The 23,348-nt window shown below is 40.9% G+C and carries 24 protein-coding genes; 16 read left to right on the top strand and 8 right to left on the bottom strand.

From position 1 onward, the window contains the following. Positions 1-6 precede the first annotated feature (6 nt). The 3 genes from aguB to NSQ68_RS11825 all read left to right on the top strand — a co-directional run bounded on the left by aguB (position 7) and on the right by NSQ68_RS11825 (position 4,724). On the top strand, positions 7-882 hold the full coding sequence (aguB, locus tag NSQ68_RS11815) for an N-carbamoylputrescine amidase (protein ID WP_025721082.1): 876 nt from the start codon (positions 7-9) through the stop codon (positions 880-882). 709 nt (positions 883-1,591) lie between these two features. After that, complete coding sequence (locus NSQ68_RS11820) at positions 1,592-3,613, top strand: NAD(P)/FAD-dependent oxidoreductase (protein ID WP_307354139.1); 2,022 nt, start codon at positions 1,592-1,594, stop codon at positions 3,611-3,613. Positions 3,614-3,803: 190 nt separating this feature from the next. Then, positions 3,804-4,724 (top strand): phosphotransferase family protein, encoded by a 921-nt coding sequence (locus tag NSQ68_RS11825; RefSeq protein WP_342429107.1) that lies wholly within the window; start codon positions 3,804-3,806, stop codon positions 4,722-4,724. A gap of 47 nt (positions 4,725-4,771) precedes the next feature. Here the strand turns inward: NSQ68_RS11825 and NSQ68_RS11830 are convergent, their stop codons facing one another. Continuing rightward, a complete protein-coding gene (locus NSQ68_RS11830) occupies positions 4,772-5,206 on the bottom strand; it encodes a hypothetical protein (protein ID WP_342429108.1) in 435 nt (144 codons plus the stop codon). Between the two features lie 32 nt (positions 5,207-5,238). Here NSQ68_RS11830 and NSQ68_RS11835 point away from each other — a divergent pair, with 32 nt between their 5' ends. The 4 genes from NSQ68_RS11835 (at position 5,239) to NSQ68_RS11850 (ending at position 8,865) form a co-directional block, all read left to right on the top strand. Further along, positions 5,239-5,688, top strand: coding sequence for an Imm63 family immunity protein (locus NSQ68_RS11835; RefSeq protein WP_307354136.1), 450 nt, complete (start codon positions 5,239-5,241; stop codon positions 5,686-5,688). A 130-nt stretch (positions 5,689-5,818) separates the two neighbouring features. Further along, positions 5,819-6,802 carry an ABC transporter substrate-binding protein gene (locus NSQ68_RS11840; protein ID WP_342428915.1) on the top strand — a complete coding sequence of 328 codons (984 nt, stop codon included), beginning with the start codon at positions 5,819-5,821 and terminating at the stop codon, positions 6,800-6,802. A gap of 33 nt (positions 6,803-6,835) precedes the next feature. Further along, positions 6,836-7,861 carry an iron ABC transporter permease gene (locus tag NSQ68_RS11845; RefSeq protein WP_342428916.1) on the top strand — a complete coding sequence of 342 codons (1,026 nt, stop codon included), beginning with the start codon at positions 6,836-6,838 and terminating at the stop codon, positions 7,859-7,861. Then, positions 7,858-8,865 carry an iron ABC transporter permease gene (locus NSQ68_RS11850; RefSeq protein WP_342428917.1) on the top strand — a complete coding sequence of 336 codons (1,008 nt, stop codon included), beginning with the start codon at positions 7,858-7,860 and terminating at the stop codon, positions 8,863-8,865. The genes NSQ68_RS11845 and NSQ68_RS11850 overlap by 4 nt, the downstream gene beginning before the upstream one ends. 164 nt (positions 8,866-9,029) lie before the next feature. Here the strand turns inward: NSQ68_RS11850 and NSQ68_RS11855 are convergent, their stop codons facing one another. After that, a complete protein-coding gene (locus NSQ68_RS11855) occupies positions 9,030-9,605 on the bottom strand; it encodes an NAD(P)H oxidoreductase (RefSeq protein WP_342428918.1) in 576 nt (191 codons plus the stop codon). 234 nt (positions 9,606-9,839) lie between these two features. Between NSQ68_RS11855 and NSQ68_RS11860 the strand changes: the two genes are divergently transcribed. Next, the gene (locus NSQ68_RS11860; RefSeq protein ID WP_342428919.1) at positions 9,840-10,223 is read left to right on the top strand and encodes a helix-turn-helix domain-containing protein; all 384 of its coding nucleotides are present in this window, start codon (positions 9,840-9,842) and stop codon (positions 10,221-10,223) included. A gap of 77 nt (positions 10,224-10,300) precedes the next feature. Here the strand turns inward: NSQ68_RS11860 and NSQ68_RS11865 are convergent, their stop codons facing one another. Beyond that, on the bottom strand, positions 10,301-10,729 hold the full coding sequence (locus tag NSQ68_RS11865) for a VOC family protein (protein ID WP_342428920.1): 429 nt from the start codon (positions 10,727-10,729) through the stop codon (positions 10,301-10,303). 210 nt (positions 10,730-10,939) lie between these two features. Here NSQ68_RS11865 and NSQ68_RS11870 point away from each other — a divergent pair, with 210 nt between their 5' ends. Both NSQ68_RS11870 and NSQ68_RS11875 read left to right on the top strand, forming a co-directional pair. Further along, positions 10,940-11,137 carry a DUF3934 family protein gene (locus NSQ68_RS11870; RefSeq protein ID WP_342428921.1) on the top strand — a complete coding sequence of 66 codons (198 nt, stop codon included), beginning with the start codon at positions 10,940-10,942 and terminating at the stop codon, positions 11,135-11,137. Between the two features lie 114 nt (positions 11,138-11,251). Next, positions 11,252-11,944, top strand: coding sequence for a pseudouridine synthase (locus tag NSQ68_RS11875; RefSeq protein WP_342428922.1), 693 nt, complete (start codon positions 11,252-11,254; stop codon positions 11,942-11,944). A gap of 53 nt (positions 11,945-11,997) precedes the next feature. Here the strand turns inward: NSQ68_RS11875 and NSQ68_RS11880 are convergent, their stop codons facing one another. From NSQ68_RS11880 to NSQ68_RS11895, 4 genes are read right to left on the bottom strand one after another with little or no spacing between them, the layout of a single operon-like run. Next, the gene (locus NSQ68_RS11880) at positions 11,998-13,098 is read right to left on the bottom strand and encodes an endospore germination permease (RefSeq protein WP_342428923.1); all 1,101 of its coding nucleotides are present in this window, start codon (positions 13,096-13,098) and stop codon (positions 11,998-12,000) included. Positions 13,099-13,110: 12 nt separating this feature from the next. Next, the gene (locus tag NSQ68_RS11885; protein ID WP_307354126.1) at positions 13,111-13,338 is read right to left on the bottom strand and encodes a hypothetical protein; all 228 of its coding nucleotides are present in this window, start codon (positions 13,336-13,338) and stop codon (positions 13,111-13,113) included. Between the two features lie 6 nt (positions 13,339-13,344). Then, the gene (locus NSQ68_RS11890; RefSeq protein WP_342428924.1) at positions 13,345-14,553 is read right to left on the bottom strand and encodes a Ger(x)C family spore germination protein; all 1,209 of its coding nucleotides are present in this window, start codon (positions 14,551-14,553) and stop codon (positions 13,345-13,347) included. A 14-nt stretch (positions 14,554-14,567) separates the two neighbouring features. Beyond that, positions 14,568-15,995: a spore germination protein gene (locus NSQ68_RS11895; RefSeq protein WP_342428925.1), complete on the bottom strand. Its 1,428-nt coding sequence runs from the start codon at positions 15,993-15,995 to the stop codon at positions 14,568-14,570. A 352-nt stretch (positions 15,996-16,347) separates the two neighbouring features. Here NSQ68_RS11895 and NSQ68_RS11900 point away from each other — a divergent pair, with 352 nt between their 5' ends. Continuing rightward, the gene (locus tag NSQ68_RS11900) at positions 16,348-17,190 is read left to right on the top strand and encodes an alpha/beta hydrolase (RefSeq protein ID WP_342428926.1); all 843 of its coding nucleotides are present in this window, start codon (positions 16,348-16,350) and stop codon (positions 17,188-17,190) included. Between the two features lie 179 nt (positions 17,191-17,369). Here the strand turns inward: NSQ68_RS11900 and NSQ68_RS11905 are convergent, their stop codons facing one another. Continuing rightward, positions 17,370-18,191 carry an NAD(P)H-binding protein gene (locus tag NSQ68_RS11905; protein WP_342428927.1) on the bottom strand — a complete coding sequence of 274 codons (822 nt, stop codon included), beginning with the start codon at positions 18,189-18,191 and terminating at the stop codon, positions 17,370-17,372. A 131-nt stretch (positions 18,192-18,322) separates the two neighbouring features. Between NSQ68_RS11905 and NSQ68_RS11910 the strand changes: the two genes are divergently transcribed. The 5 genes from NSQ68_RS11910 to NSQ68_RS11930 all read left to right on the top strand — a co-directional run bounded on the left by NSQ68_RS11910 (position 18,323) and on the right by NSQ68_RS11930 (position 23,334). Continuing rightward, positions 18,323-19,147: a MerR family transcriptional regulator gene (locus NSQ68_RS11910; RefSeq protein WP_342428928.1), complete on the top strand. Its 825-nt coding sequence runs from the start codon at positions 18,323-18,325 to the stop codon at positions 19,145-19,147. A 261-nt stretch (positions 19,148-19,408) separates the two neighbouring features. Next, entirely contained in the window at positions 19,409-19,861 is a 453-nt protein-coding gene (locus NSQ68_RS11915) for a MarR family transcriptional regulator (RefSeq protein WP_258297992.1), read from the top strand. An 11-nt stretch (positions 19,862-19,872) separates the two neighbouring features. After that, positions 19,873-20,994 (top strand): alpha/beta hydrolase, encoded by a 1,122-nt coding sequence (locus NSQ68_RS11920; protein ID WP_342428929.1) that lies wholly within the window; start codon positions 19,873-19,875, stop codon positions 20,992-20,994. Positions 20,995-21,494: 500 nt separating this feature from the next. Then, on the top strand, positions 21,495-21,773 hold the full coding sequence (locus tag NSQ68_RS11925; protein WP_023988514.1) for a DUF6809 family protein: 279 nt from the start codon (positions 21,495-21,497) through the stop codon (positions 21,771-21,773). 340 nt (positions 21,774-22,113) lie between these two features. Further along, complete coding sequence (locus NSQ68_RS11930) at positions 22,114-23,334, top strand: WXG100 family type VII secretion target (RefSeq protein WP_342428930.1); 1,221 nt, start codon at positions 22,114-22,116, stop codon at positions 23,332-23,334. Positions 23,335-23,348: the final 14 nt, after the last annotated feature.

Raw genomic sequence — 23,348 nt, forward strand, 5'->3', positions numbered from 1 at the left:
ACTAAAGTGAGAAAAGTAAAAGTGGCAGCAACTCAAATGAGCTGCTCTACCAATATCGAAGAAAATATTAGTAAAGCAGAGAAGCTAGTACGTGAAGCGGCTGCGCAGGGCGCACAAATTATTTTGCTGCAGGAGTTGTTCGAGACTCCATATTTCTGCCAGAAGGAAAAGTCTGATTATTATTCATATGCCACTGAGCTGGAGCACAACAAAGCGGTTAACCATTTTAAGAAAATCGCCAAAGAATTACAGGTTGTGCTGCCAATCAGCTTCTATGAAAAGAAAAACTACGCGCGCTACAACAGTCTTGCTGTCATTGACGCAGACGGTGAAGTGTTAGGTAAATACCGCAAAAGCCACATCCCGGACGGTCCTGGGTATGAGGAAAAATTTTATTTTAATCCGGGCGATACCGGTTTTAAAGTATGGAATACACGTTATGCCAAAATTGGGGTAGGCGTGTGCTGGGATCAATGGTATCCTGAGGCGGCCCGCTGTATGGCGCTCATGGGCGCAGAACTTTTGTTCTATCCAACAGCTATTGGCTCTGAACCGCAGGATTCTGCCATTGATTCCAAGGATCACTGGCAGACTTGCATGCTGGGTCATGCTGCTTCCAATCTGATTCCAGTCATTGCTTCTAATCGGATCGGAACTGAAACGGACGAGGACTCCAGTATTACATTCTACGGTTCATCCTTTATTGCCGGGCATCAAGGTAACAAGATTGCAGAAGCGGGTCGTACCGATGAAGAAGTGCTTACTGCTGAATTTGACCTGGATGAGCTGGAAGTAGGACGGATTGAATGGGGTATTTTCCGTGACCGTCGTCCTGAACTGTACAATATGATTGCCACCTATGATGGTGATTTAAAAGTATAATCTTGATACGGATAGACAGTCTCCCTTGACGTTAAGCCGGGGTGTTTCCTTTCATTGGACTCACCCGGCTTTTCGGGCAAGGGATTTTTGTTTTCTGAATGGAGCACTTCTAGTGATGGATAGGAGGAAAGAAAACAGCAATGAGACATGAGGGGATAGACCAATCATTGTCTGTTTATGAATATTGGGGAGCATCACCCAGAACGGCACACATACATCTATTGAGGCTTATATTTACGATACCCAGGTGATCGACGAAGGATTTTTCCTTAAATATCTGAATACCTCTCCTAAAGCCCCAGCCTACGCACCTTTATTCAGAAAAAATGGATATGCCACAATGTGTGGACTGCTGGACAGATATGTTAGGGAAGGGATTTTGGAGCGTGTACCCAACGGTTTCAAAAGAACAGCCCGGTAGATGGATACCAGAATATAAGCATGATTTTTCCACACCAAAGGGACATTCCTCACAGGATTGTTCCTTTTTTATTTTATTTATAACTCCAGTTAATCTATAGATTAAAACTATGATTTAGTACATAAAATAGCATTAGAATTTATGGATTAGATGATATAAAATCAAGTCATAGGGAATGATCGTACTCAATAACATCTTGATATTCCCAAAAGTGAAAAAAATCACATACGAGAATGCTTTAATGGAAGCTTAAACATGAAATTTGTACACTCGCAAGGAGGAAGAACAATGAACCACTATCCTGCTATCTTTGAACCTCTAACCATACGACGCATGACCTTGAAAAATCGGATTGTTATGCCCCCAATGGGAACTAACTTTGCTGCCATGGACGGAAGCTTTGTTCAGGATCATATTGACTACTACGTGCAACGGGCCAAAGGTGGTACCGGCTTGATAACAGTAGAAAATGTTTGTCTGGATTTCCCAATGGGTACAAACGGAACAACCCAGCTGCGTATGGATAACGATCAGTTTATTCCCGGACTGTTTAGATTAACAGAAGCCCTACACTCTTATGGAGCTTGTGTTTCTGTACAAATTAACCATGCGGGTGCTTCAGCTTATGCGGGACGACTGAACGGAATTCAGCCTGTATCTTCTTCGAATATTCCTTCTAAAAAGGGCGGAGCGATTCCAAGACCTTTGCAAAAAGAAGAAATTTACGCCATTGTGCGCAAATACGGAGAAGCAGCGGGAAGAGCGCAACGAGCAGGATTTGACTGTGTTGAAATTCATGCGGGACACTCTTACTTGCTGAGTCAGTTTCTTTCGCCGATGTATAATAAACGCACGGATGAATTTGGCGGCAGCGCAGAAAACCGTACCCGTTTTGCCAGATTAGTCATTGATGAAATTCGTTCAGTGGTGGGCCCATTCTTCCCTATTTGCTTACGTTTTAGCGCGGAAGAGTTCACAGAAGGTGGGAACACACTGGAAGATACACTGGAGTTATTGGAGTATCTTAATGATGAGGTAGATATTTTGAATGTTTCTGCTGCTCTGAATGATTCCATCCAGTTCCAGATTGACGGGATGAACCTGCCAGATGGTTGGCGCTCATATATGGCCAAAGCGGTAAAAGAAAAATTCGGGAAGGTCACGATGACCTCAGGTAATATTCGGAGCCCGCAGGCTGCGCAGGATATTTTGGAGAGAGGTGACGCGGATCTTCTGGCAATGGGTAGAGGCTTGATTGCAGAACCGAACTGGGTGCTTAAAGTGCAAAACGGCTACGAACATTTGCTTAGAAAATGTATCTCTTGCAACATTGGTTGTGCCGATCATCGTATCTCCAAAAGTAAACCGATTTGCTGTACGGTAAATCCGGATCTGTTCAAGGAAGCTGAATACCGGAAACAACGTGTTAAAAACAACGTTCAGGTTGTTGTGATCGGTGGGGGTACCGCTGGGATGGAAGCAGCATGTACGGCAGCCGAAGTAGGCTGCAAAGTAACCCTCTTTGAGGAGAAACCAGAGTTGGGCGGTTTGGCCCGTGATATTGCCCGCTTGCCAGACAAAACACGCATCAATGATTTCCCTGATTATCTGATTCAACGCACCAAACAGTTAACCAATCTGAACATTGTAACAGGGACCCGAGCCGATTTGGCGAGGATTAGTGCCCTGAATCCTGATATTATTGTCAATGCGACGGGGGCCACACCACTTCTTCCGCCCATTGCAGGTTTGCATGAGCAACTGGGCAAACCGGGGACAAAAGTGTTCTCCATCTTTGATCTTTTGCACAACATGGAGAAATTCCAGGAGTTTGAAGGTAAACGCATTGCTGTAGTTGGTGGCGGAGCTGTGGGACTGGATGTTGTCGAATATTACGCAGAGCGTGGAGCACAAGAGGTTTCCATTATTGAGATGATGCCGCTACTCGGTAAAGATCTGGATATGATTACCCGGATCTCCATGATGAAAATGGTAGAGGAGCGGGAAGTGAACGTCCATACGGAAACAGCTTTGACAGAAGTGTGTAGCGACCGTTTCAAAGTAAAGCATGGAGAACAGGAGTTTGAGATTCCTTTTGATCTTGGATTCGTATGCTTGGGTATGCGTTCATACAGTCCGCTGATGGACAGCTTGCTCGAATATGGTAAAGAACATCAAGTTGAAGTTATTAATATCGGGGATAGTAAACAAGCTCGTCGTATTATTGATGGCACACGTGAAGGTCGAAATATTCTGAAAACCATTCAACGGGTAGACGAATTTAAACATGAGTTTTCTTATGCTTACTGATTTGACAACACAAATGGTGGGTGTTCATGATGGCAACTCAGTGAATATTGAGGTTGAAGAGACAGCTTGTCTTTTCAGCCTTTTTTATTTGAGTTTTTCTTGGAAGAAGATTGATTCCTCTGTCATTTCAAAGGTAAACTATGGAAAGCATATATAGGAAGTAAGGCTATTTTAAGGTGGGGGGATGAGCGTGAATCAACTCTTTAGTGAAATACCGGGTGCCAGCACGTGGAGCAACGTGGAAGAGATTCATAGAGGCTGGTCCAGTGACAAAAAATATTATATTCAAACCACTGATGGTAGGGACTTGCTGATAAGAATGGCGGGTATTGCTCATTATGATAAAAAGAAACGCGAGTTTGAAGCTTTAAAAAAGCTGAATCACGTGGAGAATCTATTAATGTCCCGGCCGCTTGAATTTGGGCTTTGTAATGATGGTCAATCTGTATATTCCCTGTTCACCTGGATCGAAGGGAAAGATGCTGAAGAGATGATCCCTACGTTAGCTGCAGCACAACAGTATCAACTTGGAGTTCAAGCAGGAGATGCATTGAAAAAAATGCATGAGATTCATGCGGAGCAAGATCGAGTCCCATGGGCTGAACATTATAATGGCAAAATCAATAGATATATTACAAACTATAAGTCATGCGGTATTCCCCTAAAGGGAGCAGATCATGCCATAAGCTTTATTGAGCAAAACCGTCATTTATTAGAAAATCGTCCCCAGACTTTTCAGCATGGGGATTATCATGTGGGCAATATGGTGGTTACCCCATCTGGTGAACTGGGTATCATCGATTTTAATAGAATGGACTATGGTGATCCTTGGGAAGAATTCAATAGAATTACCTGGTGCGCAGCATTAAGTCCTTTATTCGCTTCGGGCCGTATCCACGGTTATTTCAATAATGATGTGCCGGATTTATTTTTTAGATTAATGGCACTGTATATTGCAAGCAATCAGCTTTCATCGATTCCCTGGGCCATTCCATTTGGCAAAGAAGAGGTAGACGATATGGTACAACGAGCCGAAGAGGTTTTGGAGGCATATGATTACTTTCAAATTTATATCCCGAGATGGTATCTACCTAGTTGTCCTGACTTGTAAAATATGAAGACCGCCGCTCCTGAGAGTGACGGTCTATTTATAGTGCTTTATGATTGTTTCTTCATCTTATAGGTGAATTCCCAAACAGCTTGATGACCTGAGTATCGTCCACGATTTTCAGTAACAGTGACTCTTAACTTAACGGTAGAACCTTTGGAAGAAACCGAAGAGACCTTTACATTTTTAGTGGCTTCGCCTACATCAGGAATTTTGTCTTGTTCCTCAGTGTATGCATATAGCTTAATACTGCCACCCGACTTGGCCTTTACTTTTACGCTGTTACCTTCACTAATGGACTGACCAGCCACCTGAGCAGCGATGGCCCAATCGTTGCCTACATGGTCATTCGATACCAGGGTTGCTTGTTGAAAAGTAACGATATACGTTGATGTTGCTGAAGCTGCGAGCGCGTATGTTCCATTGAAGATCAGGGATACCACTACCAATAAAATAGCCGATGCTTTCGTCCATATGACTTGAATTTATTTAGTAGAGAGAGGGAAGGGAAAACCTGATGAAACAAATATATAACGAACAAGAAATCATAGATATGACCATTAAGCTGCTTGAACAAACTTCGATGTACGAAGAACAGTATGAACAATATGTAAGACGACCTTTCCGTACGGATTTTTATGATGATCTAAGTCCGTATGTGAAAGTTGGCAAACGGGGGTACACGCTCCAAATGTATGAAAGAGGCGTACAGATGCTAAATAAGCTTACGAAAGATGTAGAGGATGTGATGTATTGGATCATCGAAGATACGATTCACATCATTGCTCATCTAAATTTGCTTCGTAAATATAAAGTGGATAACAAAAATACTCATTTAAAATATACCAAAGAGATTAGGACGGAGCTAACCAATGCAATGAATAAAGCATTTTATGAAATAGGAGGAATCTATCAGGAATGGCATGAAGCAAATAGAAGGGGAACGTTGGAAAACCCATTAAAGTAAACAAAACTTAAAGAAACAGTTGACAATAACAGAGGAGAAATTTACAATTTTATATTAGTGATAATGATTATCAATATCATTAATTTTAAGTATGTTTTGCACTTACTATATTTCAAAGGAGATTTACAACATGCATCGTATGATGAACAAGAAGTTTCACATGATTTTATGTGCACTATTCGTAGTGATTTTCGTTATTTCAGGTTGTGGGAATGCTGGCAGCTCCTCTGATTCATCTGCTAAACCCGCGTCGTCCACGAAGGAAGAGGTAAGCAGTGATTCTGATACGCGTACAGTCTCTACGGTAAAAGGAGATGTGAAGGTGCCCCCTAATCCTCAACGGGTAGTCGTGAACTGGTATGTTGGCGATGTATTTACACTAGGGATTAAGCCGGCCGCAGTCATGGGATGGAAACAAGAAACGATGCCTTTTTACGATAAGTTTAACGACATCCCCAATATTGAAAAGTGGGAAACCGAGGAAATTATGAAGTATGATCCTGATCTCATCATTACATATGATACAAAGGATTATGATAAGTTGTCCAAAATTGCTCCTGTTCTTGTGATACCTGAGGATAAAATGACCTCCCTAGAACGTTTGAAATTCCTTGGTCAGGCTACAGGACATGAAGCAGAAGCGGACAAAGTGATTTCACAATTTGAAAGCAAGTTGAGTCAGGCCAAAGAAAAACTAAATTCCGATATATTCAAGGACAAAACGTTTAGTATTTTCGAGGACTGGGGCAGTGGTTCCTACGGAATTTATTATGAAACAGGCTCACGTGGAGGAACGTTGCTTTACAATTATCTTGGACTTCACAAACCGGAAAAGCTCAACACATTGGTTAAAAATTCCGGAGAGAATCGAGGTTCTTTATCCTACGAGGTAGCTGCTGAATACTTTGGCGATTATGTCCTGTGGTTTAAGCAGGAAGGTAAGGAATCTGAGTATGCGAAGACCAAAATCTGGAACAGTATTCCAGCCGTCAAAAATGGACACATTATCGAAATTCCAGCGAAATATGCAGGACTGTTCTATTATTCAGACGTTGCTAGTATGACAGGACAGCTAGATTATATTATTGGAAAATTACTGGAACAGACAAAGTAACGATGCATAATTGACCAACTAAGGGTGTAATCGATGTCTACTCACAAAGAACCAAATAAAAAAGGAATATTTCATTTTGTAAGCTACATGATCGTGGGCGTGTTCCTGCTCTTGGTAGTTTCCGCAGCATCCATCACCTTTGGTGCTGCGGAGATGAGCTTGAAGCTGGCGTGGGGGGCCATATTTCAATTTGATCCCAATATTACGGAACACCAAATTATTCATACTTTGCGTTTTCCACGCACTGTGGCGGACATCATTGTAGGGTGCAGCTTAGCTGTGTGCGGGGCGATTATGCAGGGAACCACTCGTAATCCACTAGCGGATTCGGGACTCATTGGTATAAGTTCAGGCTCAACATTTGCTATTGCGTTATGTATGGCCTTTTTGCCTGGTCGCACCTACGGAGAAACCATGCTGTATTCTTGCCTAGGTGCAGCAATCACTACAGGCATTACGTATTACATCGCATCTATAGGCAAGCGGGGAATGACGCCTCAGCGACTGGTGCTGGCAGGAATGTCCATCTCCATGCTTTTTGGTGCATTTAGTACGTTTATCGCTATTAAGTATGAGATTGGCCAAGCCCTTGATTACTGGTCTGCTGGTGGTACAGCCAGTGCCAAGTGGGGTGAATTAGCTTTCATTGCGCCACTGTTTGTAGTGGGTTTGGTCTGTGCCATCGCGCTTTCCCCCTCGATTACGATTCTGAGCTTCGGGGAGGATGTGGCATCAGGCTTGGGTATTCGTGCGAACAGGATTAAGTTGTTTTCAACCCTAATTGTATTAATTCTGACGGGGTTATCGGTTATTGTGGTCGGTCCTGTTGGCTTCGTTGGTTTGATCGTGCCACACATTATGCGCCATCTGGTCGGAACGGATTATCGGTTTATTATCCCGGCCTCAGCTTTGTATGGAGCAGTCTTTCTGTTGGCGGCGGATTTACTTGGACGACTGATCAATCGCCCTCATGAAACACCTCTTGGCATTATTTTTGCCTTGGTGGGCGTACCCTATTTTCTCTACCTTGTGCGCAAGCAGAGGAGGGAGTTTAGTTGAAACTGTCCCGCAATAGTAGGGGTATTAGCATTATTTTACTGTTAACCGTGTTGACACTGCTAGTGGCTGTACTCAGTATGAATGTTGGGAAAATGAACCTGTCTCCACTCGAAGTTTTCAAGGTCATCATGGGCGAAGGAACGAGCAAGCAGAACCTGATCGTGTTTGACTTTCGACTGCCGCGTATTGTGCTTTCCATATTGGTAGGTATTGGCATGGGGATATCAGGCTGTATCATGCAAAGCTTGCTCAAAAACGACATGGCAAGTCCGGGGACACTCGGCATCAGCTCAGGCTCGGGGCTATTTGTACTTATGTATATTACGTTGTTCGCTAGTGAAGGATTGCTATCGCCGATTCTTCTTCCAGGGCTAGCTTTTGCAGGCGGCCTTACGGCAGCTTTCTTGATTTTTATGTTTGCTTTCAGGCGGGGAAGAGACATCTCACCTACAGGCTTAATTTTAACCGGTGTCGCTATGGGGAGTGGCTACAGCGCATTATCTCTGATGTTGACACTCCGGCTAGATAAGCAACAGTATGACTTTGCTCTGAGATGGCAGGCTGGAGACCTATGGGGGGATGACTGGAGCTATATTATGGTGCTGCTCCCCTGGGTGCTGATTATCTGCCTTTACGTTTTTTACAGGTCTAACACACTCAATACGCTGAATTTGGGAAATCAGACAGCATCGGGGCTCGGCGTAGCCATTAAAAGGGAATTTATCGGCTTGACGATCGCAGCAGTGGCTCTGGCTTCTGGTAGCGTGGCACTTGGCGGAAATTTCTTTTTTGTGGGGATGGTTAGTCCTCATCTGGCTCGCAGACTGGTAGGTCCCAATCATAAGCTACTATTACCTACCACTGCAATGGTTGGTGCACTGGTCATATTAATTGCTGACACACTTACTCGGACGATTAGTTTTGGTGCAGATATTCCAACCGGAATTATTATCACCATACTGGTTACCCCTTATTTCCTTTACTTGCTGTCGAAAGCCAATTAAATGCACGATAAATGAAAAGACGCTAACCCATGTCCATGCAAAATATGGCTGGGTTAACGTCTTTTTTCGCGTTACTACTTAGGTCTCTTTGCGGAAAGATAATTCTTTCTCGCATTCTGTTAGGATTTCCGGCCTTCGTGTCGGAGGGGGGTTGTAAATAAAGCCTAATCCTTGGCATAATTCAAACCCAAGCGATAAGCTTGGTCCAGCAGTATTTCAAAATGACTGGGATTTGAACTCAGAGTCTCAACTAAGAATTCAACCTTGGAATTGGAAACACCGCAATAATCTGCGATACCCACATTCAGCAAATGAGTAATCATTTCATCATAGTTACGTTTTTTCAGCTGTTCTTTCGAAACGCCAGCCAAGCCAATCCATAAGATATGCTGATGATGAAGGTAATTCGAACCGTACGCAAACCCATTGTTCCATACACGGTCAATATAACCCTTCAGCATAGCTGGCAAATGCCACCACCAAAGTGGAAAAATAAATGCCAACGCATCATGCTGCTTCATCCGCTTTATTTCCTTTTCTACTTCAGGGGAAAAGGACTGTTCCGCAACTGTCAAATCCGGTTCATCTACTCCTTTTAAAATAGGATCAAAACCAATCCCATGCAAATCCAATATCTCATAATCGTGGCCTGCATCGGCAAGACCCTGTACGAAACGATCCGCAACCTTAAAGGTCAAGGAATCTTTTCTCGGGTGTGAAACAACGGTTAATACTTTCATGCCTCTTCACTACCTTTCTCAATAGCTTACTTCTAGGAATGCTCAATGCTTGATGCTATTATATACAGTAGGAAAATAATCTGGAAGTACGCACTTTTAAGTTCTATAGGATGATACAGGTGTCATAGGAACATGGAAGTGCCCTAGGTAGATTCCCTAGAAACTGATCTGAGTAATGAATTGAAGTGATGGGTTGTTCTGAGCAAACGAAGCCTTCTAAAGGAGGATTAAGAAATGACTGAACAGACGGAAAATAGGGTTCAAAAGAAGTATCAAGTTGGAGTGGAAGCGGCCTTAGAGGTAATGGGAGGAAAATGGAAGCCTTTGATTATCTACCATCTGATGACAGGACGGAAACGTACGTCTGAGTTTCGTCGGTTAATGCCCGGCATTACACAAAAAATGCTGACCACTCAGCTCAGAAGCCTGGAAAAGGATGAGATTGTTACACGAAAGGTTTTTAATGAAATCCCACCTAAAGTGGAGTATGAGTTAACGCAGTACGGCTGGGGATTAAAACCCGCGCTAGACCATTTATGCTATTGGGGAGAGGATCACCTGGAAAAGGTCCATGGAGACAAATCCAAGGTCTTGGAAGAATTCCAAGGTTGTGACTGATAGATATTAAGCCCTCACAAAGCATTCAATTAGAATAGCTTGCGGGGGCTTAAATGTCGTATGACAATATAGAAGGCTTAACTGTCGGTCATTCCGTTATCATAACTTAATTGCCACTCAATTCCGAACTTATCTTTAAGGCTACCGTAACATTTGCTCCAGAATGTTTCTTGAAGTTCCATGCTTACGGTTCCGCCTTCTTTTAATTTATGAAAGTACGATCGAATTTTCTCTTCGTCCTTATTGACGATGGCGAGGCTGATGTTGTTTCCGGCTACGAATGGCATACCAGGAAAAACGTCTGAAAACATGACATTACTACCATCAATTTGAAGCCGCGTATGCATGACCAAATTTTTGGCTTCTTCCGGTAGAGGATAATCGGGATTGGGCGGTGCTTCACCGAACGTCATAATTTGTGGTTTCTCAGTCTCAAATGCCTCTGCGTAAAACTCCGCTGCTTCACGACAGTTTCCATTAAAGTTAAGATAAACATCAACAGACATGTGTTTCACTCCTTTAGGGATCATTATTTTTCCATACTATACGGCCTTATTTCATTATTAACCTACAAACAAACAAGAATACAATAAGATCCGTTTTGCGAAAGTATTTGCGGTTTAACATGTTCAATTTTTAAAACAAATGGGCATGATAGTCAAAGTAATGGTATGATAGCTTAGTTAAATCTGAACGACTAGTAATGGAGTGATCATATGGGTGGAAAAAGCAAGGGCGGCGGGACCGGCAGAGGCACAGGTAGTAAGGGCTGGACACGCTGGAATAAAACTGCGAAGCCAGTAAGGACAAAAAGCGCTTCTACAAGCGCACCAGGAAGCAAAGCGACAGGTGGCACAAAAGGCGGCACTGCCAAACCAACAAGGAATAAAAGCGGCGGCAATAGTAGCAAATAAGCCGGGAAAGTATAAGTTGTCGTGAACGGGAACATCTGATTAAGCAAGAACAATCAGGTGTTTTTTTAATTATTTTACTTAAACTCACATATTATAATCAGAAGCAGGTGAATCGTGAGAATTAACAAGTACATCAGTGAGACAGGATTCTGCTCACGTCGGGAAACCAACAGGCTGATTGCAGCAGGACGAATTACGATTAATGGGATAGTCTGCGAAGCGGGCGCGGAAGTAGAGCCACAGGATATCGTGCTGATTGATGGAGAATCTATTCCGCATAATTCCAGTGAACCTGTATATTTGGCGCTGAATAAGCCTGTGGGCATCGTTTGTACCGCAGCGGAACAGGTAGCTGGTAATATCATTAGTTATGTCAATTATCCTTCGCGGATTTTTGCCATTGGCAGGCTGGATAAAGCGTCAGAGGGACTCATTCTATTAACCAACGATGGAAGCATTGTCAATCAAATGATGCGTTCCGAGCATGGTCATGAGAAGGAGTATGTAGTGACTGTAGACAAACCTGTTACAAACGAGTTTACGCAGGCTATGTCTTGTGGCGTTGAAATATTGAACGTCATTACCAAACCGTGCAAGGTTGATCGTACAAGCGAATACGAGTTCCGCATTATTTTGACGCAGGGTCTGAACTTGCAAATTCGCAGAATGTGCAAGGCCTTGGGGTACAGGGTGCTAAAGTTGGAGCGTGTTCGAATTATGAATATTACCTTGGATCATCTGGAACGTGGGCAATGGAGACATCTTGAGAGGGAGGAACTGGAGTTGCTTCTTGCTAAATTGCAATAATGAGTACAACAAAAGTTTATTTGAGGACAGATGTTCATACGGCCAACGCAACTTTAGGGATACTTTTTACGTAATTTCAACGAGCCGCCTACCTTACCCACCAACCATAGCACAATAGGAAACACGACACCGAAAATCATGGCGTAAAAAGGCCATACTGAAAAAAACTTGATTAAAAATTGCATATTTGGCCAAATAGAATGAACCATTGCCATTGCAATTAGGATCAGAGGAACTAAGAGAGAGTTAGCGCTTCGAAGACGAAAAGCATCTGCAAGCCCTTGCGCTGAAACATATAAAAGCAGTGCGAGTCGAAAAAATATGGTGACAAACCAGAACACGGCAACAACAATTTCAAACCGTTGAAGAAACTCCCCGTTACTGATTGTTCGGCTAATAAAATAAGTGGGAAACGTCAAATTAGATACAACACCTTCACTCATCACGGCGATTATTTGTAGAACCATGAAAAAATACATGCCGCCGCTAATCAATGCAGAGGTAATCACTGTCTTTCTCCACTTTTTTGGATCGGGGATGTACTGTGCAAAAAAGAGATACAGAATTGCTTCAAGGTAGGGAAAGGCAAACAAATTGAACGAAGCGAGAACGATAGGGTTCAAACCATACTCGAAAATAGGGAGCACATTATTTATGCTGGTATCAGGAAGGAGGGTAATCCTGACCAAAAGATACAGGGCAAGAAGGAAAAAAAACAGGATTTCCGCACAACGGCCGATTACAGCAGGGCCTGATCGAACGGCGAAATAAATGACTATTAGCATGATGAAATATATCGCGTCGGAGGGAGTTTCCGGCATAATAGCTATCGAGATAAAGTCACCTAGATTTCGAAGCGTCATGATGAACACAAGAAAGGGAAAGAAAAAAATGAAAACGATGCTGATCGTCCCGCCTAAGGGACCGAAGAGGCAACGGAGATGCTCTACGAAAGATTTCCCCTGTATTTGCCTAGCGATGGAGGCATATAAAGGTATCAATAACAGATGCAAACCTAAGGAGACTGGAATGGAGAGCCAGGCATCTTGTTTAGCGGCAGCGGTAATTGCCGCTGGGAGCACCAGATATGCGCTTCCTATTTGATATAATGCAAACCACATAATAGCTTGTCGAATGGTTAAGTTGGAATTCATCCCAATGCCTCCTTAAGAAAATATTTCAGTAAGTAACCGGCTTATCGGTTGAAATAGGATTTGGATGCCCGTCAGTGGAGTCGGCAGTTTAATGTTGGCGATCCGTAGGATAATCAATATAACGCCTATAATCAACAATATCGAGCTGAATACAATTTCACGCACATATTGTTTCTCCTTAAATTTTTTAAACTCATACAACGATGTTAAAATGGAAGTTACGAGAATCACATAAAGCATATGCATTCACTCCTGATTGTGTATTCCCATATCAATTGGACTGGTAATGTCTCCGAACCGGACTAAACGATAATTGAGCTGAATATCCACTTTAAGCGTTTGGAATTTTTGTGGCCAATCCTTTTTCCATCTATGCCATTCATGTGGGAACTTGCGGTGAAAAGCTTCTCCAAACCCGAATATATCGGAACCGATGTGTTGTGCGTACGAAATGCCTTCCTTCAAAGACTGTTCCAGATGCTCTTTAGCTGATTCTTGAAGATCTCTAAATGTCTTTTCATTCTTAAGGTTGGCATTGCACGAGACCGTTCCGATATTGGATTCTGTATCCACAATAAGAGAAATGTGCGGCTCATGGTCTATTATTTCTGGACGCATCTTTACTTTGGAACGGATTACTTCAACAACAAATTCCCCTTTGGAATTCGGACAATCGATGGAAGCTACGGTGCTGGAAACACGGTTGGATATATAGGTAAAGGCTTTACTTTGTGAATCATCCATCCAATTGATAAGTCGGTCGCCCTTGAAAACACCAACTCCAGTAAAAAAATATTTAACATGTTGGGGCGACTTTGTCACATTATCAATAGTTAGACCTTTCTCTAGGTTTGTCAGTCGAATACCGGTGAGAACCGGTTCAATGCCATCCTCTGTAAATTTCTCTAAAATATCTTTCACATTGACCGCGGAAGTTGGAGCCCATGCTTTTTCAGAAAGCCTTAATGCCTTATACATATCCATTGCAGGCAAGATCTCGGTTGGAGCTACAAAAGTAACGGCCTCCTTTGCCGAGTTTCCTCTGACAACGGCCAAATAGAAATCAGGCCGAACTTCATGATCACGGAACAGAAAGTCCAGCGGCTCCTTGATTCCTTTTTTTGCCGTTTTCTCATCAAAAATGACAAACTTTAAGTGAGACATATACATTTTTCGGGACGATTCCGTTGTTAATTTTCGAATAGCTTCAAATATGGTATCGGCGCGTTTGGAAAAAACGATCGTTGGCGTCCGTTCCATGGGGGAATTATGAGACATTTTCGATGGGTCAACTACTTGTAAACTGACTTCATATTGGTCATCAACTGCATCAATGCCCAGAGCCATCACGACGGAAATTGCGCTCAATTCCTTACTGTTCCAGCAACCCGTAAGAAACACCATTAGCCAGATGCACATAAACAGTAATATAATGGTGGATCGGTACGAGTTCATGATGGTTTACTCCTTTAGTTTTTACGATGTTTTTTAGTTCTATATGGAAAACGCAATATGGCGTCCCTCTGCTCCGACGATTTGTAATTGGCAAAGGGGCTCAAATACGGTACACCGAATGAATGAAGCCCATTCAGATGCACAAAGAGCATGAGAATACCAACAGTCAATCCGTACACACCAAACATAGCGGCTATGCCTATGAAAGCGAAACGTAATATCCGAATTGGAATTGCAAAAGTGTACGAGGGAATGACAAAGCTCGAAATGGCAGTTATTGCAACAACAATGACCATAACAGCCGAAACGATGTTTGCTTCTACAGCTGCCTGGCCGATCACTATTGACCCGACAATAGAAACGGCTTGACCGACCGTCCGTGGCATACGAAGACCTGCCTCCCTCAGAATTTCAAAAACCACTTCCATGATCATCGCCTCAATAAATGCTGGAAACGGTACTCCTTCACGTTGCGCGGATAAGCTTAATAACAAAACTGTTGGAATCATATCCTGATGGAATGTCGTTAATGCGACATAAATGGCCGGAGCCAACATACAGATTGCCAGGCAGATGTACCTTAATATTCGAATGATACTACTGTAAACAAAGGATTGATAATAGTCTTCTGCGGATTGAAGGAAATCCGCAAACACCGCAGGCGCAAGGATGGCAAAGGGAGATCCATCCACAAATATCGCTATTTTCCCCTCCATAATTCCTGCTGCAATGGAGTCAGGGCGATCAGAATTATAAAAGAGCGGAAATATCGTGAATTGCTTATCTTCATGGAGACATTCTTCCAAATATTCGCTTTCAAGCACGCCTTCTACATGCATGTTCTTTAACTTGGATATCATGTCCTGCACCTTTTTTGGGTCAGCGACCTCATGTAAATACATGACCGATACATCGGTCTTGGTTTTTTCGCCAACTTTCATGGTAGTTAGACGTACTCTTGTATCCTTCACCCTTCGACGAACCATAGTCGTATTCGTACGTAAAGTTTCTGTAAACGCTTCTTGCGGACCCCTGACCACAGGCTGTGTCTTCGAGTCCGTAATGCTGCGTTCTTCCCATCCAGGCAAAGAAATGACCAATCCTTCATCCATATCGTCCAGTAGTAGAAGAAGACCACCTGAGAGGATCTGTTCCAAAGCATCTTCAAAGTTTTGAGTAAAGCTTGCTTCACCAATGTCCAAAATTGCGTTTTTCAATAACAGTAAAGTGATCTCGTCAGAGGAAACACGATCATGCAACGGACGGATCACGTTGTCCTGTACCTTTTGCATGTCAGTCATTCCGTCCAAATAAAAAAGAGCGGCGTGTTTATGGCCAGTCGTGATCTCACGAACAACAAAATCCGAACTGTTTCCCATGAAGTCACAAATGAGATCGATATTCTGGCATAATTGTCTTGAAAATTTGGTATGTAACTTCATTTTCACCCTCCTCAGATACGTAGTATTAACAATAATCCAAAATAATACCACAATAATCCATAATTGAGTTTGTTGTCGGTAAGGTCAATGACATCTTCAACGGTGGAGGGTAAAGGCTATTCTCTTTCTTTGAAGGCTTTGTATGATGAGGACAAATACGTATCAGGGAAAGTACCAGCGAAGCTGATACCACCCGCAAAGTAGAAGTAATTACATAGGGGGACTTTTATTTTGTTAAAACATCCGTTTGACTACGGAAAACACTAAAATCCATAGCTGGGCCTAGTCAGGACTAGCAGAAGGGTGACTACGAAGGGTACAATACCTATATCATTGAGGGGAGGAATTCTACATGAACGAACAACTCATAAAAAGCGATGGAATAGAAATTTGTACTGACAGTTTCGGAAAGCGAGTTAACCCGGCAATATTACTGATAATGGGCGCTCAATCCTCACTGGTTTGGTGGGAGGAAGAATTCTGCCAGCGTTTAGCAGCTACAGGTCGCTTTGTCGTTCGCTATGATAACCGAGATGTTGGACGTTCTACAACCTATGAACCTGGGCAACCGGACTATACTTTCGAAGACATGGCAGATGATGCTATTCGAGTATTGGATGCGTATAAGATTGAACAAGCGCATATCGTAGGGATGTCTATGGGCGGAATGCTGACTCAAATGATAGCTCTGCGACATCCAGACAGAGTTCTAACCATTGCCCTTTTAGCAACGTCCAATTTTGCTCCCGATCTTCCACCGATGGAGGAAAAGGTTATGGACTATTTCTCGAATATGGAGGCAATAGATTGGACGAACGAACAATCGGTGGTCGATTTTGTGATAGGTAGATCAAGAATTCTAGTAGGTTCAAAACACCCTTTCGATGAAAATAAAGTTTATAAATTAGCAAAAGAAGAATGGAAAAGAAGCAATAATATAGCCAGCATGAACAATCATGCAATGCTGTCAGGTGGAGAATCCTATCTGGTTAGGACTGGTGAGATAAACGTTCCCACTCTGGTGATACACGGTACTGAAGACCCGATTATCCCTTATGAACACGGAAAAAATCTTGCTAACGAAATTCCAGGTGCGGTTTTACTGACATTGGAAGGTGCCGGACATGAGCTTCACTTCGACGATTGGGATTTAATAATCGAGTCTATTTCAAATCACACTTCGAAACACAATTAGGTCAACTGATGTATAGGAGAGTTGAATAAAACAGCGGCAGTCTAGGACTTAGTTTTCCCGTCCATGGCTGCCGCTGTTTCTATAACTTGGCTCAGTATAATGTAGTATCGTTTTACTCTTTGCCAATCCTCGTTCAACTAACGTTTTCCGTTAGGTAATTAGTAAAAGCAAATAAGGGGTTATACAAAATAATGTTTGTTTTCATTAACCCATTGAGTAAATGTTCTGGCTGGCTTGCCTGTAACTTGTTCTACTGTCGGTAGAACGGTATAGGCTCCTTTAGGAGGGTTTTTCCCAATCCCTATAATAAAGTATTCAATAAATTCATTGTCATAGCCTTTGCTTTTCCAATCTTGTTTTACTTGCTCTTCTGTAATTTCAACAAGATCAATGTATTTATCTATAACTGCAGAAATTTGTTTAACCATACTTCTTGGAGACAATGCTTCTGGTCCTGTCAAATCATATGTTAGCTTATCATGGCCTTCTTCTGTCAGTGCCTTTACTGCGACATCAGCGATATCAGCTTCATGAATTCTAGCGCTTAAACTATCAGGGAAAGCCGTACGAATAATCCCTTCTTTTTGGATTGATTCTGTCCAACCACTGTAAAGTGCATTTTTCATAAATTCCACTGGCTTTAATAAAGTCCATTCCATTCCGCTATTTTTAATAACGTCCTCAATTGGGTTCCCTTCAAAATCTATCAGGGCTACAATTCTTGCAACATTAGCTTGTTTTTCCATCTGAATAATTCTTTTGTTTTTTATAAATTTTTCGTCTGATTGTTCACTCTGAGTGATCAGAAACAAGCTATCTATAGAATGGAGATGTGCTTGTATAGTCTCGGGAATATCAAGGTCACCTAGAACTACTTGTGCTTCTTTAGGCAAGTTGCTTTCCTTCCTTGACAATGCTTTTACTTCTATATCTTTTGCGAGTAGTTGTTCAACAATATGACTTCCCACACTTCCTGTTGCTCCTGTAACTAGAACTTTCATTCCTTATTTCCTCCCAAGATTAATTATTTAGGTATTACTTTCGATTAGATACTCCTCATGGTCTACTGCTATTTGAAGGTTACTTGGTTATAATAAAGTGTGGTGTAACACCATAGTCAAGGAGGGATTTCATGGAGAATAATGTTCAAACTCATTTAACGTCAGGACAATTTGCAAAAGTGATGGGTATTAGCAAGGATACTTTATTTCACTATGATCGACTTGGAATTCTTTCTCCTGAATTTAAAGCTGAAAATGGGTATAGATATTATTCAATTAATCAAATGGATGTTTTTAAAGTGATTTCAATACTTAAAGAATTAGAAATGCCATTAAAAGAGATAAAAGAGTATTTAAATAAAAGGTCACCTCAGGAGCTCATTGTCCTGCTTGGGAAAGAAGAGGCAATGCTGAATTCAAAAATTAAACAACTGCAAAAAATGAAAAGTATAATATCAGAGAAGAAACGAATTACCCAAGCAGCAACTGAGATCATTTCAACTGATATTATTATTGAGGAAAAAAAGGAGGAGTTTTTGGTAGTAACAGAGGCTGATCCTTACACAAATGATAAAAGCATTTACGATTCTATGATAAAACACGAAAAGTACTTGAACATTTATAGTATTGATGCTTCCCATACAGTAGGCTGGATGAGAGATACTAAAAGAGTCTTAACAAATGAAACATTCAATTATAATTATCTTTTTACTAAAGTTAGTAAAAAATCAAATTATTCAAATTTCAAGCGAGAAAAAGGAACATATTTAATCGCGTACCATACAGAGGGATACTCAAGCGTATGTGACACTTATGATCGAATAATAAGTTATGCTAAAGATAAGAGCATAGAATTACAGGGATTTTTTTATGAGGATGTTTTGTTGGATGATCTTTCAGTTAGAGGTTATGAAGAGTATTTAATTAAGATCTCTGTTCAAATCTTAAAGATGTAGATTAGAAAACAAAGAAGATCCATCACGGTAAATCAAACTATCCTGCTGGTTAACCATCCATGCATCCCAATAAAACATTTTCCTCGCTGTAGTGAATGCCTAATGTCTGTTGAGCGTACTTACTACTATTAATTGGGGTGATCTACAGATCGCAAGAGATAATGAATGCAAACATTCAAAAAATACAGGTTGAAAATAGTACCATATCGAACTATAATATTAGTACGATATGGTACTTTTTTTGAGAAAATGGAGGTGCACATGGGAATTATAAAAGGAAGATCTGTTTTTTTATCAGCATCCATAGATGCATTGCTGGCTAGAATAGTTTCAAGAAAACACAGGGAATCTGAGGTTGATACTTTAACAGCAACACAAGCAAGGATTTTGTTTTATCTTTGGAGAAAAGACGAAATACCTATACATGAAATCTCAAGGATTACCAATCTTCAGAAGTCAACTTTAACGAGTATATTAACGAAGTTGGAAAAAGCAGGACATATCAGTTTTATGCCTTGCCAAACAGACAAACGGAAAACAATAGTTAAAGTAGTGAATAGAAATGAAAATTTAGTGGAATTGAACAAAAAGATTATTGATGAAGTCGGAGAGATTTTTTACAAGGGATTTAGCGAGGATGAAATAGCATTGTATCAAAGTTTCTTAATAAGAACTTTAGATAACCTGATAGAATGCGAGAATGAAAAAAAGTGAGGAGAGAGAGTATGAATAAAAAACTAAGAATGGTATCCTTCGTACTTTTAGCAACATTGGCTTTTGCCACACAAAAGGAAAGTTTCGCAGCAGCTGAAAGTCCTCCTACAGATGTTATTAGTATGGCTCCTACCTATAAAGATGTGGTGTATGCAACCGTAACTAATGACGATGGAAAGAAAAAAGAGTTAAAAATGAACATCTTTAAGCCGGAGGGTGTAACCGAAGCAACTCCTGTCTTGGTATATATTCATGGTGGAGGATGGGCTATAGGGGACTATCAGGGCGATGATGCGCCTAAAGATGCAAAGAAGGAAACAGCCGCGCCACCAAATCGACCAGCACAAATGACAGGTAGAGCCACAGATCAAGTGGCTACAGATTCAGCATATCAAGTTTTCAAAAAAGTATTAGAAGATAAAATTACTTTTGTTTCCATAGATTATCGGCTAAGTGGCGAAGCTATTTTTCCGGCTCCCATTTATGATGTTAAGGGCAGTATCAGATATCTCCGTGCACATGCCAAGGAATACGGTATTGATCCAGAAAAAATTGCAGTAGCAGGAAATTCTGCAGGTGGACATCTGGCTACCGAACTCGCTGTTACTAGTGATATAAAAGAGCTTGAAGGTGATGTTGGGGGCAATCTTGAGTATTCAAGCAAAGTAATGGCTGCAGTTGATTTTTACGGTCCAACAGATATGTTTACCATGGGCCCTGAGATGGACGCAACCCTGCAATCTCCTGAGGAGGCAGCCGAAATACATGACTCTCCACGAGCAGCTGAAGCCAAACTTCTTGGATTTGATAAAGAAGGACAAGGTGTTGCAGTCCTGAGAGATATTCGGGATAAAAAACAAACCAATTCTCCTTATTGGGAAAAAGTAAAGTTGGCAGAATTGGCAAGTCCTATAAATTATGTATCTTCAGATGATCCACCAATGTTTATTGCACATGGAGGAAGTGACAGTTTAGTATCTATTCAACAAAGTTTGAGACTTAGAGATACTCTTAACCATGCAGGAGTAGAAAATATTTTTATGTCTAACTCTAAAGCTCCCCACGGTGGCCAGGGTGAAGATGTCAATAATGCAGCTATAACCTGGGTAACAAAAAAAATGCTTAATAAGTGATAAATTTTAAATATTTATGTTATTTTATTAAAAAAAGGGATCTCCATTTATGGAGGTTCCTTATTCTTTAAAGCCTACTTTAGATGAATTAGATTGGCTCTTTTAACCGTTTCATTGCAGATTAAGTCGTTAGGCTATGAGTTAGATTAATTAATGTACTACCCATTGGATATCAAGATGAAATGTTTCTTGAACGGAAGATGCCGATCGAACAATAGGATCAGACAATTTTGTAGCGGAAAATGCTCATATGTGAGATGGCTTGATGATTTTAGGAACTCTATCCTAAGGGGTAGGGCTTCTTTTGGTTTGTTCTATTTAATAAATAGTCTGTGCTTGTTTGGTGGAAATTTGCCAATAGTCCTTCAATTATTCCTAGTGAAATATTCGCTAAAATTCAATATTGATATTTCCAATAGGATATTCTTATTTTTGGGGAACAAAACGCATCTACGGATCCGAAATTTACGCAAAGTCTGTATCAAGAAGGAGAAGATGAAATGAGTATCTTGGAGGATTTATATTACGGCAAATGGTATCCAAGTGAACGAATCAAACCGAAGAACCCTGAACTTGAACTAACCCATCAGAAAATATCCGCTTCTATGGAAACTCTAAAAGCAAGATTGCCAGAACAAGATTATAAGTTAATTGAAGAACTATCTGATTTAAATGATGTCCTAATTTCTATATTATCTGCTTCGGATTATATTTCTGGGTACAAAACGGGAGTTTTGATGATGTTAGAAATATTTGATGGGAAAAATTATCGAAACTAAGGTATACCTTTGTAAAGTAAAGGGAAAGAAGACTTATACAGAATAGAGTTAAAAGGCAAGGGCCGGACGCTATAGCGTACCGGCTTATTTAATATGAGATGGCTGTTAATCTTATGATCATATAACTAAAATAAGATATATTTTCACGAATATTCAGAAGAAGATGAGGATTTATAGAGGTGCTTTTTTATAACTAAGAAGAAGCTGTATTTGATAAAATATAAGTCAGAGGTCATAGGGATTAAGTCTTCTAATTCATATAACAATTAGTAATAAAGATGGTTTTCCATAAATTTGAATAATGTTATTATGTCCTAACGAACCTAAACCGAGGTAAATTATGACAACAATTAAAGTGACACCTGAACAACTTATATCCATCTCTAAGAAATTTGAGCTTGCACAGCAAACGGCGACGCAAATGAATAGTCAGTTATTGCAGCATATCTCGTTTATGGAACGATTTTGGGAGGGGATAACAAAGGAGCAATTCTATTATAGATTCCAAACATCTCAGAAGAATATGGCTGACTTTGTTACACTAACAGATTCGATTGCTAGAGAACTACGGCAGCATGCAAATAAGTTTAGATTAGCAGATATGATGGAGGATGGGAATCTAGACCCAGGTTGCTTGCCACCTCCACCGAATACTTGTGCAGTTCCTGTTGCAGATACACGAAATGCGCTCCAGAAATCGGCGGATAGCGTAACGGAGCTTGGTCAGGATTTTGTAGCAGCTAATTCAGAACGATATGAGAAAAAATTTGATTCAGTATGGAGCTTCCTAGATTATATGTCGTACGGCATTCCGAAGGGAATGTATCAAGGGTACATGGAACGGGCAGCTAAACAAAACGATTCATGGAATGACATGCTCAATTTCGGTACATTTGGAGTATCGGGTATGATTCAGGGAGCATTTAATCCCACCAATGCATGGTCAAAAGAACATATGGCAAATTTGATTGGTACAGCAAGTTTGATGATAGGTTCTACGACTACCAAAGCGCTGATTAAGCCCAAGAATATTTTGGAAGGGTCTGTTAAGTACGAAGCTACTAAGAGTACAACCAATATTTTAAAAGAAAGCGAGCAGCATCCGGTTTTTGGAAGAGGGCTCAATACAGACATTGATGATATATTCAGAAAAAATCCTGATGATCCTTTAAAAGAAATTATTGGACCTGGAAGAGAGTCACATCCACAAGAATGGAATAAAATTATTGACGAGTTACATTCAGAAGGAGTAGAAGTAATATATAAAGGTAACACAATGGCATATTCTCCTAGCAAGGGAGGGCCTGGCCAACTAATTATAGATGAAGATGCTTCTATAGGAGCGTTAATTCATGAGTATACTCATTATTTAGATGATTCAAAACAAGGATTTCCCGGAATGAGTTACCATTTTCAAACAATAAATCGTGTGAAGATGGAATTAAATGCATATATGAGAGAAATAAAAATTGCCGAAGATATGGGACGTAATGATATTGCAAATATGCTGTTTGAAAATTATATTCAAGAAAGAAGATTACTGACCAGTCACTTAAAATAAAAATAATTTAGGAG

It is taken from the genome of Paenibacillus sp. FSL L8-0158, assembly GCF_038592965.1.
GTDB lineage: Bacteria > Bacillota > Bacilli > Paenibacillales > Paenibacillaceae > Paenibacillus > Paenibacillus polymyxa_D.